The 12,118-nt window shown below is 66.6% G+C and carries 9 protein-coding genes; all 9 read left to right on the top strand.

The window, feature by feature from the left end; translation table 11 throughout:
* Window positions 1-26 precede the first annotated feature (26 nt).
* The 9 genes from ACFHWU_RS09135 (at window position 27) to ACFHWU_RS09095 (ending at window position 11,733) form a co-directional block, all read left to right on the top strand.
* Window positions 27-695 carry a DUF2291 family protein gene (locus tag ACFHWU_RS09135; protein WP_416556955.1) on the top strand — a complete coding sequence of 223 codons (669 nt, stop codon included), beginning with the start codon at window positions 27-29 and terminating at the stop codon, window positions 693-695.
* Window positions 692-2,242: a sugar ABC transporter ATP-binding protein gene (locus tag ACFHWU_RS09130; protein ID WP_416590294.1), complete on the top strand. Its 1,551-nt coding sequence runs from the start codon at window positions 692-694 to the stop codon at window positions 2,240-2,242. The genes ACFHWU_RS09135 and ACFHWU_RS09130 overlap by 4 nt, the downstream gene beginning before the upstream one ends.
* Window positions 2,239-3,345, top strand: coding sequence for an ABC transporter permease (locus tag ACFHWU_RS09125; RefSeq protein WP_416556953.1), 1,107 nt, complete (start codon window positions 2,239-2,241; stop codon window positions 3,343-3,345). Before ACFHWU_RS09130 ends, ACFHWU_RS09125 begins: the two co-directional genes overlap by 4 nt.
* Before the next feature lie 44 nt (window positions 3,346-3,389).
* The gene (locus tag ACFHWU_RS09120; protein ID WP_416556952.1) at window positions 3,390-4,373 is read left to right on the top strand and encodes a D-ribose ABC transporter substrate-binding protein; all 984 of its coding nucleotides are present in this window, start codon (window positions 3,390-3,392) and stop codon (window positions 4,371-4,373) included.
* Between the two features lie 92 nt (window positions 4,374-4,465).
* Window positions 4,466-5,458 (top strand): sugar phosphate isomerase/epimerase family protein, encoded by a 993-nt coding sequence (locus tag ACFHWU_RS09115; protein WP_416556951.1) that lies wholly within the window; start codon window positions 4,466-4,468, stop codon window positions 5,456-5,458.
* Window positions 5,455-6,348, top strand: coding sequence for a transketolase (locus tag ACFHWU_RS09110; RefSeq protein ID WP_416556950.1), 894 nt, complete (start codon window positions 5,455-5,457; stop codon window positions 6,346-6,348). Before ACFHWU_RS09115 ends, ACFHWU_RS09110 begins: the two co-directional genes overlap by 4 nt.
* A complete protein-coding gene (locus tag ACFHWU_RS09105) occupies window positions 6,345-7,298 on the top strand; it encodes a transketolase family protein (RefSeq protein ID WP_416556949.1) in 954 nt (317 codons plus the stop codon). The genes ACFHWU_RS09110 and ACFHWU_RS09105 overlap by 4 nt, the downstream gene beginning before the upstream one ends.
* Window positions 7,299-7,622: 324 nt before the next feature.
* The gene (locus ACFHWU_RS09100) at window positions 7,623-8,429 is read left to right on the top strand and encodes a sugar-binding transcriptional regulator (RefSeq protein WP_416556948.1); all 807 of its coding nucleotides are present in this window, start codon (window positions 7,623-7,625) and stop codon (window positions 8,427-8,429) included.
* 796 nt (window positions 8,430-9,225) lie between these two features.
* Window positions 9,226-11,733, top strand: coding sequence for a nucleoside hydrolase-like domain-containing protein (locus ACFHWU_RS09095; RefSeq protein ID WP_416556947.1), 2,508 nt, complete (start codon window positions 9,226-9,228; stop codon window positions 11,731-11,733).
* Window positions 11,734-12,118 lie beyond the last annotated feature (385 nt).

The following is a 12,118-nucleotide window of genomic DNA, read 5'->3' as shown; positions in this document are numbered from 1 at the left end:
ACCCCGACGAGAGGAGCACCTTCGCGATGACGCAGACAACCCGACAGTCCGCCGTAGCGTTGCTACGCCGTCCCTCGGTGATCGGCGGTACGTGCCTGGTGGCGCTGCTGATCGCGATCGCGTCCACCACCAAGGTGGTCGATGCGGAGGAAGCCGCCGTCGCGGGTGCGGCGCAGCAGTTCGACGCCGCCGGGTACGCCGCACAGCGCTACGACACGGAGGTGGTGCCGGCCATCGAACAGAACGCGGTCGACATCGCCCAGCTGCTGGAGGCGGTCACGGCCGACCCGGCGGCGGCCGGGCAGGAGTACGGGCACCGCGACGGCCCGAACGCCCGCTACGCCTTCGCCGCCACCGGCACCGGCGTGGCCGGACCGGTCGCGGGCACCCTGCTACCACTGCAGATCGACGGGCTGCCCGAGGGGGTGCAGGTGAGTTTGCAGGTCGGGCCAGCGATCAACGGCACCGCGCTACGCGATGCCGCCGGCTTCATCACCTTTGACCAGTTCCTCAACCAGCTGGAGTACGCCGACGCCGCCACCGAGCTGAACAACCAGGTGAAGGCGAAGGTGCTGGCGGGGTTCGACGCCGAGGCCGCGGTTGGCAAGCAGGTGTCGTTCGTGGGTGCGTTCACCTACGGCAGCAACCCGGAGCTGATCCAGGTGACGCCGGTCGAGCTGGCGGTGGCACCGTGACCACCGCCGGTCCGGTCGTGATGCGTACCCGTGCGGTCAGCAAGGTGTACGGCGGCACTCAGGCGCTCACCAGGGTCGACTTCAGCGTCCGTGCCGGCGCCGTCACCGCCCTGTTCGGCGAGAACGGCGCCGGCAAGTCCACCTTGATGAAGATCCTGGCCGGGGTGGAGACGCCGTCGAGCGGGGTGATCGAGATGGACGGCACGCCGGTGACGTTCCGGTCTGCCGTTGACGCCGTCCGGCACGGGGTCGCGATCATTCACCAGGAACTCAACCTGTGTCCGAACCTCAGCGTCACCGACAACTTGTTCCTCGGACGTGAGCGCACCGGGCGCGGAGGCCTGCTCGAAACTCGGGGGCAGCGGCGAATCACCACGGCCCTGCTGGACCGGCTGGAGGAGCCGATCGACCCAGACGCCCTGGTCGGTGACCTGCGCCTAGGTCAGCAGCAGATCGTCGAGATCGCGCGTGCGATCTCGCTCGACACCCGGGTTCTGATCATGGACGAGCCGACGTCCGCGCTGAGCGCAGCCGAGGTCGAGGTGCTGTTCCGGGTCATCCGCGAGCTGACCGGCAATGGCGTGGCGATCGTCTACATCTCCCACCACCTGGAGGAGGCGCTGGAAATCGCCGACGACGTCGCTGTGCTGCGCGACGGAGCGCTCATCGCCACCGACGACGCCGCCAACGTCGACCTGAACTGGATCATCGCGAACATGGTTGGTCGTAGCCCGGACGACCTGTACCCGAGGCTGACGACTCCGGCGGGCGAGCCACTGCTGCGGATCCGCGGCGTGAGCGTCGTGGACGCGACCAACCCGGCTCGCCTAGCCGTCGACAGCTTGGACCTGACCGTCCACGCCGGCGAGGTGGTCTGTCTGTACGGGTTGATGGGCGCTGGCCGTACCGAACTTCTGGAGGCGCTCGCCGGCCGGCTACCGCTGCACACTGGATCGGTCACGGTAGCCGGCCAGGACGTCGCCTCGGCGGGCATCGCCGAGCGGATCGACCTAGGGCTCGTACTGGTTCCCGAGGACCGGCAACGGGACGGCCTGGTGCAGACCATGTCGGTCGGCGAGAACCTGTCACTGGCGGCGATCCGGCGGCTCCGGCTCGGGCCGCTCATCGCCCGGGCGCAGGAAGCCGGCGCGGTCGGCCGAACGATTGCCAGTGTCACGGTGAAGGCCGCCGGCGCCGGTGCGGCGATCACTTCACTGTCCGGCGGCAACCAGCAAAAGGTGGTGATCGGCAAGGCGCTGCTGACGGAGCCGCGGGTGCTGCTGCTGGACGAGCCGACCCGGGGTATCGACGTCGGCGCCAAGGCGGACATCTTCACACTGATGGCGGACCAGGCCCGGCAGGGTGTCGCGGTGCTGTTCGCCACCTCAGAACTGGGCGAGGCGCTGAACGCCGCCACCCGGGTGGTGGTGATGTACCGCGGCCGGGTGGTGCAGATCCTGGACCCGGCGACCACCAGCAAGGAGCAGCTCATGGCGGCCTCCGGCGAGGCCACGCCGCCGCCACCGTCGAATGGAGCGACCGCATGACCAGCATCCGCACCAGCGAGCCGGCCACCGCGACGGCCGGCGAACGCCGGCCGACGGTGCGATCGGGACCGAGCTGGACCCGCCGGCTGGGCGACGCAGCCCTGGAGCTGCGGGCGTTCATCGCCCTCGCCGTCATCGTGGTCATCTTCGCTTCGCTGTCCGACACCTACCTGACCAGCAGCAACCTGATCACGATGACCCGCCATGTGGCGATCAACGCCATTCTCGCGCTGGGCATGCTGTTCGTCATCCTCACCGGCGGAATCGACCTGTCTGTCGGCTCGATCGTGGGGCTGTCCGGCATCGTCGCCGGGGTGCTGCTGCAGGGCTGGGAGATCAATTCCTTCGACGTCGTCCTGTACCCGCAGGTGTGGGCGGTGATCGTCATCTCCCTCGCGGTGGGGATGCTGGTCGGCGCGGTCAACGGACTGCTCGTCGCACGATTCAACCTGGCCCCGTTCATCGCCACCCTCGGCATGCTGTACGTGGCGCGCGGCATCGCCATGCTGATCTCGGACGGCGCCACGTTCCCCCGGCTCGAAGGCAGCCCGGAATTGGGCAACACCGGCTTCGGCTTCCTTGGTCGCGGCCGACTGCTCGGTATTCCCACCTCAATCTGGATCATGGTGCTGCTGGCCCTGCTCGCGATGGTGCTGATCCGACGGATGCCGTTCGGGCGCTGGTTGTTCAGCGTCGGTGGCAACGAGCGGGCGGCCGAACTGTCCGGCGTACCGATCCGCAAGGTCAAGATGTGGGTCTACATGCTGTCCGGATTCTGCGCCGCCATGGTCGGTCTGATCATCGCCTCGGAGCTGACCTCGGCCGCGCCACAGTCCGGGGAGACCTTCGAACTCAACGCGATCGCCGCAGTAGTGATCGGCGGCGCGTCCCTGGCCGGCGGGCGGGGCACGGTCCGTGGCGCGTTGGTCGGCGCATTCGTGATCGGCTTTCTCTCCGACGGCCTCGTGATGGTCGGAGTCTCCACGTTCTGGCAAATCGTGATCAAGGGAGCGGTAATCATCCTCGCCGTACTGCTCGATCAGGGCCAGCAACGCCTGAAACGTTCCTCTGCGGCTACGGCGGCGAGGCAGGCATCCCCGTAGCCGTCCCCATCCCCCACAAATTCCCAACTGAGGAGGCAGCACCGATGTTCCGTTCTCCCGTAAGGCGGGCGGCCGCACTGCTGGTCGCCGGGACGCTCGCCCTGGCGGCGTGCGGCACCGACGACGGCACCGCACCGGCCACCGACGATTCGACCGACTCGGCCGGCGGGCTGATCGCCGTCATCACCCCGTCGCACGACAACCCGTTCTTCAAGGCAGAGGCCGACGCGGCAGTGGCCAAGGCCGAGTCGCTCGGCTACGAGACGACGTCGACGTCGCACGACGACGACCCCAACAAGCAGTCCGAGCTGATCGATTCGGCGATCAGCGCTGGGGCCAAAGCGATCATCCTGGACAACGCCGGCGCCGACGCGTCGATCGGCCCGATCCGTAAGGCGGTCGAGGCCGATGTGAAGGTCTTCCTCATCGACCGGGAGATCAACGAGACCGGCCTGGCCACCGCGCAGATCGTGGCGAACAATTCACAGGGTGCCGCGCTGGTCGCCGAGGAGTTCGTCCGGGCGATGGACGGTAGCGGCGGCTACGTCGAGCTGACCGGCAAGGCCTCCGACACCAACGCCGGAGTTCGTTCCAGCGCCTACTCGGGTGTGATCTCGCAGTACCCGGACATGCAGCTGGTCGCCCAGGAGACGGCGAACTGGGACCAGCAGGAGGCGTTCACCAAGACTGAGACGATTCTGCAGACGAACCCGGACATCAAGGGCATCATCGCGGGTAATGACACGATGGCGCTGGGCGCGCTGGCCGCGGTCAAGGCCGCCGGCCTGGGCGACAACATCGTCATCGCCGGCTTCGACGGCAGCCCGGACGCGGTGGCCGCGATCAAGGCCGGCGAGTTGCTCGCGACCGGCCTGCAGCCGGCCGTGCTGATCGCCGAAACCGCGGTGGAACAGGCCGACGAGGTGATTCGCACCGGTACCGCCAGTCAGCCCGAAAAGCAGTCCATCGACTGCGCCTTGATCACCGCAGACAACGCCGACTCGTACACCTTGTTCGCGCTGGAGTGACGTACGCCGCCCGGTAGGGGCGCTGGGAAGCTTTGTGCCCCTACCGGGCTCTGGTAACCTTCTAGTGAATCGGATTTCGGAGTTGAATAGATATGCCTAGTGAGCCGAGGTTCGGTGCCGGACTGTGGCACTTCGCCAGTTACGTCGACCGCTACGCGGTGGACGGCTACGCCCCCGCTGTCACCACCCTGGAAGCAATAGCCCGGGCGGGCGAGGTCGGTGAGCTGTCCGTGGTCGATCTGAACTACCCGTTCACTGCGGGAGTCGGCCTGTCCGAGGTGAAGGACGCGCTTGCCGAGGCCGGCCTGGCTGCCATCGGCATCACGCCGGAGATCTACCTGCGCAGGTTCAGCAAGGGCGCCTTCACCAACCCGGACCCGGCGGTGCGCTCCGCCGCGCTCGACCTGATGCACGAGGCAGCCGGAGTCGTCCGCGAGCTCGGCGCCGACTACGTCAAGATATGGCCCGGTCAGGACGGCTGGGACTACCCGTTCCAGGTGGACCACCGGCAGCTCTGGGCGCTGGCCGTCGACGGCATGCGCGAGCTCGCTGGCGCTCATCCCGACCTGAAGTTCGCCATCGAATACAAGCCACGCGAGCCCCGGGTGCACATGACCTGGGATTCCGCCGCCCGTTCGCTGCTGGGCATCCAACAGATCGGCCTGGACAACGTCGGGGTCCTGCTCGACTTCGGTCACTCACTGTACGGCGGAGAGTCGCCCGCCGACGCCGCTCAGCTGCTCATCGACCACGGCCGGCTCTACGGGATGGACGTCAACGACAACCTCCGCGGCTGGGACGACGACCTGGTGGTCGGAACCGTCCACCTCACCGAGATCTTCGAGTTCTTCTACACCCTGCGGGTGAACAACTGGGAAGGCGTCTGGCAGCTCGACCAGTTCCCGTTCCGGGAGGACAGCATCGAGGCGGCCCGGCTGTCGATCCGCTTCCTCAAAGCGGTGCACCGAGGTCTGGATCTGCTCGACATTCAGGCGCTACGCGAGGCGCAGCACCGCCAGGACGCGCTCACCGCGCAACGCCTGGTGCAGGACGCCCTGCTGCGTTCGATGGTGGTGGACCGATGAACGCGGCACCGGTCGCCGCCCCCGACACCCCGGCGCTGCCCGTCCTCGGTCGAATCGGCCCCGAGGCCGGCCGGGAGGCGATCATCGCGCACATCCGGGAGGGAGCCCGGCTTATCCGGCGGCGCGACATCAGCATGATCAACGCGGCCGGGCTGGGGCATGTCGGTGGCGAGTTCAGTGTCATCGACATCCTGGCCACCCTCTATCTGCACGTGCTGGAGATCTCCGCAGACCAACTGGATGATCCGGAGCGAGATCGGCTCATCCTGTCCAAAGGTCACGCGGCCGGCGCACTTTACGCCACGCTGGCCGCCGCCGGCCTGCTCGACCCGGTAGCCCTGGACACGTTCCTGCAGCCGCTGTCCAAGCTCAACGGACATCCCGACCGGACCAAGGTCCGCGGTGTCGAGGCCAACACCGGCCCGCTCGGGCACGGTCTGCCGATCGCGGTCGGCACCGCCCTGGCCGGCAAGCTCGACGGTTCCCGTCGACGCACCTTCGTCGTCCTCGGCGACGGCGAGTTGCAGGAGGGCTCCAACTGGGAGGCGATGATGGCCGCCGCACACCACCGGTTGGAGCGCCTCACCGCGATCGTCGACCGCAACCGGCTGCAGCAGGGTGCCCGGGTCGCCGACACCAACGAGCTGGAGCCGCTCGCGGACAAGATCCGTGCGTTCGGTTGGCAGTCGGTCGAGGTCGACGGACACGACCACGGCGCGCTGCTCGACGTGCTCACCCGCGCCCCGGCCGACGGCAAACCCACGTTCGTGATCGCCCACACGGTGAAGGGCCATCCGATCACCTTCATGAGCGACGAGGTCGCCTGGCACCACAAGGTCCCCGACGCCGACCAGGTTGCCACCGCCCTCGCTGAGTTGGAGACAGAGTGAGCACCTTGACGACCGATCAGGTCCTGCACGACTGCCGCGACGCCTACGCGGCGACCCTCGTCGAGCTCGCAGCAACCGATCCACGGATCGTCGCGGTGGTCAACGACTCGGTGGGTTCCAGCAAGCTGAGCGAGTTCAGCAGCAGATTTCCTGACCGGCTGATCAACGTCGGCATCGCCGAGCAGGACATGGTGGGCGTTGCCGCCGGCCTGGCCAACGGCGGGAAGATACCCTTCGTTTCGGCCGCCTCGTGCTTCCTCACCGCCCGCGCGCTCGAGCAGATCAAGGTCGACGCCGCGTACTCCAACCACAACCTGAACCTGTGCGGGATGAGCCCGGGCATGGCTTACGGCGAGCTCGGACCCACGCACCACTCGATCGAGGATCTGGCCTGGCTCCGTGCCATACCCAATCTCACGGTCATCGTGCCCAGCGACCCCGCCGAGACCGGGCAGGCGGTCCGCTGGGCGGCCGGGCATCCAGGGCCGGTCTTCATCCGGGTCAGTCGGATGGGCGTCGCTGCGGTCAACGCCGAGAACTACCGCTTCGTGGCCGGGCAGGCGGTCCGGCTCCGCGAAGGAACCGACATCACGATCATCGCCAACGGGACCGTCGTCTCCGCGGCGATGGAGGCCGCCGGGCTGCTGAGTCGGCTTGACATCGAGGCTCGCGTGCTGTCGATGCCGACCGTGAAGCCGCTCGACGTCGACGCCGTCGTGGCGGCGGCGCGGGACACCGGCGCGATCGTCACCGTCGAAGAGGCGCTGACCACGGGCGGCCTGGGCGGAGCTGTCGCGGAGACCGTTGTGCAGCACCATCCGGTTCCGGTCAGGTTCGTCGGCGTCCCCGGTGTGTTCGCGCCCACCGGTTCGGCCCGATGGCTGCTGGAGCACTTCGGGATCTCTCCCGCCGGCATCGTCGACGCGGCCCACCGGGTGCTTCGACGCTGACCCGCACGGGCTCTGAGTGGGCCGTGCTACGCGTGCGCCCTGCCGGCCCAAAGGCGGGCGCTACGATCGGCAGGGATCGGCCAACCGGCCCTCGGGCAAGTACCAGAGGGCAGCCACCAAGCCGCAGCTGAGGAGGATGTCGTCGGCACGAAACCACGAGCGGCATACAGCGACGACCAGGTTCGGCTTGTCGCGAAGGTCGCCCGCATGTACCACGAACGAAACATGCGGCAGACCAGCATCGCCGATGAGTTGCACATCTCGCAGGCACGTGTGTCCAGGCTGCTCAAACGAGCCACTGAGATTGGCATCGTCCGGACGATCGTGTCGCTGCCGGCCGGTGTCCACACCGACTTGGAGGAGGTTATCGAGCAGCAGTACGATCTACATGAGGCTGTGGTGGTCGATGCCTCGAGCGTGGATGACCTGCTCCCAGCTCTGGGCGCGGCGGCAGCCGACTACCTGGAGACCACCCTCACCGGCGGTGACCGGGTCGGCATCTCCTCATGGAGCGCGACTCTGCTGGCCGCCGTCGAACGGATGCGTCCGTCCCGCACCCGCGTCGTTGATCAGGTCGTCCAGATCGTCGGTGGCGTCGGGAATCCTCGCGTGCAGGTACGCGCAAACCTGCTGATGAGCCGATTCGCGGCGATGACCGGAGCCGAGCCACTTTTCATGCCGGCGCCGGCGATGCTCGGCACCGAGGCTGCTCGCGAGGCGTTGTTGCGGGATCCCACCGTCGCGGAAGTGCTGCAGACCTGGCCTAAGCTGACGATGGCATTGGTCGGCATCGGCAGCCTCGAGCCCTCGCCGCTGCTACTCGAGAGCGGCAACGCCCTCGCGGAGCCTGACCAGGCGGCCCTACGCGCCGGCGGTGCCGTAGGGGATGTCTGCCTGCGGTTCTACGACGCCGTAGGTCAGGCCGTGCACACCCCGCTCGGCGACCGAATCCTTGGCATCAGTCCCACAGAGTTGCAGACGATTCCCCGGCGGGTCGCCGTCGCTGGCGGGCGGAACAAGCTCGCCGCCATCCGCGGCGCACTGCTCGGCAAGCACGTCAATGTGCTCATCACCGATCTCACGGTCGCCCAACTCCTGGTTGACACCCCAGATCGACCTACTTCCCGGTAGCTCATCCGATTTGTTTCGCCGAGGCCAGCGAAACTGGTAAGTCTGGCAGGTCGACAAGATTGCCTACTGCCGCAGTCGACCGATGTCGCATCCTCCTCGAGTAGGTATTCATAACCGATTTTCCTTGCAGCGCCCGACCGCTACTGGCATGATGAGGTGTGGACAACACGCGCTGGGAGCCCAGAAGCGCCGATGTTTCCGTGGCCGAGGGCAACGGCAACGGACGCACCCATTCCTCGACGACGTAGCTGAGGGCAAAGGTCAGCAGTAGCTCGCCGGCCATCCGGCGAGAAGCAGGCCCACGCCCTCAGCTACGCCCATTCCGGCATTGCCGGCCTGCAATAGGCAGAGGAAGGGACGCCCCCGCCGAGGTCTGCCGGCTCGAAAACGCCATCTAGCGGACTCCGGCATCGCGCGGTTACCGCAACGACGCTCGCTGTCGCATGCGCAGCGCCTACTGGTAAGTGTCAGCCCGGCCGATCACCCACAAGCACCGACGCCAATCAAGGCGAAACAGTGCACCCACCGGCGCGGAATATTTATTCAGTTCCGACTACCCTTGCAGCTGCGATTCTCGTCTGCCATGATGACTGTCGATATGGCGTTCGGGAGACCGGGGGCGCTGCTCGTTCTGTGGCCGAGGGCAACGGCCGCAAACTCTCGTCCTTCATACCCGCAGCTGGGGCGGCAGCCGGCGACATGTCCGTTCACCTTCTGGCAGCAATGCGCTCAGCTCAGGTCCAGCTGCGCTATTCGCCGCCCATCGTCCTGACTAGGGCGGCAGAGAGGAAGCCCGATGAGGCTTGCCCACCACAAGAAAGCTCGACTGTCCGGACTCCGACGTAGCGCGCTGGCCGCGACCGCGCTCGTCGTGGCTTCCACCACGACAGTAGCCGTCGCCACTCAAGCCAGCGCCGCAGCCGGTTGCCGGGTTGACTACAACATCACCAGCCAGTGGTCTGGCGGCTTCGGCGCGACCATCGACATCACCAACCTCGGCGACCCGATCTCGGGCTGGACACTCCAGTTCACCTTCCCCGCAGGCCAGACAATCACTCAGCTCTGGAACGGCTCGGTCAGCCAGTCCGGGAGCAACGTGACCGTCAGAAACGCCTCTTACAACGGCAACATACCCACCAACGGCACCGTCAGCCCTGGGTTCAACGGAACCTGGAACAGCAGCAACCCGAAACCCACCTCGTTCACCTTGAACGGCACCGTCTGCACCGGCTCCACAGTCCCCACCACCCCACCTCCCACCACCGCACCACCACCCACCACCGCACCACCACCCACCACCGCACCACCACCCACCACCGCACCACCTACTCAGACGGTCTTCGCCGTCAACGCTGGCGGCAGCGCCTTCACCAGCTCGGACGGCACCGCCTTCGCCACCGACACGGGATTCTCCGGCGGCTCCACCTACACCGTCAGCGACCCCATCAGCGGCACCACTGACGACACCCTCTTCCAGAGCGAACGCTACGGCGACTTCAGCTACTCAGCCTCAGTGCCCAACGGCTACTACACAGTCACCCTCTACTTCGCCGAGGTCTACCACACCGCAGCTGGTCTCCGAAGCTTCGACGTCCTCATGGAGGACACCGAACAGGTCGGCGACCTCGACATCTTCGCTCAAGTCGGCGCGGACGCCGCCTACACCACCGAAAGCTCCGTAGCCGTCGGCGACGGCACCATCGACATCCAATTCGTATCCAACATCGAGAACGCAAAGGTCAACGCCATCAGAGTCGCCCGAACCAGCAACCCCGGCGACCCAGTGGCCGCCTTCACCGTCACCCCGACCAACCCCAAACCCGGCGACACCATCACCGTCGACGCCACCGCATCCTTCGACCTTGACGGCACCATCACCAGCTACCGCACCGACTACGGCAACGGCACCATCAAGACCGGCGCAGTCACCACGCACCAGTACCCCACCGCCGGCACCTACACCGTCACCGTCACCGTCACCGACAACGACGGCCGCACCAACTCACTCGCCAAGTCAATATCGGTACGAGCCGCATCCGCAAAACCGCGGGTCATCAACACAACCGACCTAGGTGCCGACCCGGACGACCTGCAGTCGCTCGTTCGTATGTTGGTGATGGCCAACGAGGTGGACCTGGAAGGCATCATCGGCAGCACCAGCTGCTGGCGGCCGACGCAGAGCTCCTCCAACATGAACAATCTACTCAATCCACGACTGAACGCGTACGGCCAGGTGCTGTCCAACCTGCAACGACACGCAGACGGTTACCCGAGCCTGTCGTACCTGCAGTCCATCTCGAAGTTGGGCCAGACCGGCTACGGCATGGACGCGGTCGGTTCGGGTAGGGACACCCCAGGATCAGAGCTGATTATCGCTGCGGTGGACCGGGACGATCCCCGGCCGGTTTGGGTCAACTTCTGGGGTGGCGGCAACACTTTGGCGCAAGCGGTCTGGAAGGTACAGAACACTCGCAGCCAGGCAGAGGTCAACCGGTTCATCAGCAAGCTCCGGGTGTACGACATCCTCGGTCAGGACGATGCGGGCGCGTGGTTGACGAAGAACTACCCGAACCTCGTCTACATCCGCGCAAAGAACCTGGTGTACAGCTGGCAGCCGTCGGACAGTTGGTTGGACTCCAACGTCCAGAACCACGGTCCGCTGGGGGCGCAGTACCCGGACAAGCAGTGGGCGACCGAGGGTGACACCCCGGCGTTCCTGCACCAGATCGCGAACGGGCTGACCGATCCGGACCACGTGGACTGGGGCGGCTTCGGCGGTCGGTTCGGCCCGGCCGAAAGGTCCGCTGTACGTGGTATGTCCTGCAGTGGTCGACTAGACCACGAGCCGTCGTTCGACCCCTACTACATGTACACCGACGCGTCGGAGGGTGGCAGCTCGATCAACCGGTGGAGCACCGCGATTCACAACGACTTCGCGGCCCGGATGGACTGGAGTATCACCAGCAGCTACTCCGGCGCCAACCACCATCCGATCGCCGTTCTCAACGGTGACACCACCAAGGATGTCCTGGAGATGTCCGCCTCCGCTGGCTCCAGTGTGAACCTCAGCGCAGCCGGCTCCAGCGACCCAGACGGCGACTCGCTGGCATACACGTGGTCGTACTACGACGAGCCCAGCTCGTACAACGGCAGCGTGTCGATCAGCAACAGCTCTGGCACCTCGGCCACGGTGCAGATCCCGTCGAACGCTGGCGGGCAGAGCATCCACATCATCCTGCAGGTACGTGACAACGGTTCGCCCAACCTGTACTCCTTCCGGCGGATGGTGATCAACGTCCGGTAGGTCGGGTCAGCCGCCGGCCGCGGAGACAGAGCGGCGGCCAAGGGGCGCCTCCCAGGCAGGACATTGTTGGACTGCCCGGGAGGCGCCCTGCTTCCTGTGGTCCGACCGACCAGCACGCCCGCCGCTCCGCCGGTGCCGCCGTGATCAGCTTCGACCCGTTCTCCGTCGGCCAGGAAGGCACCGGACGCAGCGACAAGCAGGGTGCCTCCTTCGGTGATGCGGCCTCGGACGACCTCCAACCCCAGAACCCGGTCCGCACCCGCTTTGCCGCCCCTTGCGCACGGAATATCACGTGGATACTCCTCGAACACCACGCACCTCCTAGTAGGGCAGCCGTACTTTGTGACTTGATCATGTGAGTCTGGATCGGTAGTGGTACCAGCGG

The organism is Micromonospora sp. LOL_015 (genome assembly GCF_048060275.1).
Taxonomy (GTDB): domain Bacteria; phylum Actinomycetota; class Actinomycetes; order Mycobacteriales; family Micromonosporaceae; genus Micromonospora_E.
Note: the sequence above shows the minus strand (reverse complement) of the source record. Positions and strands in the feature narration are given on the sequence as shown.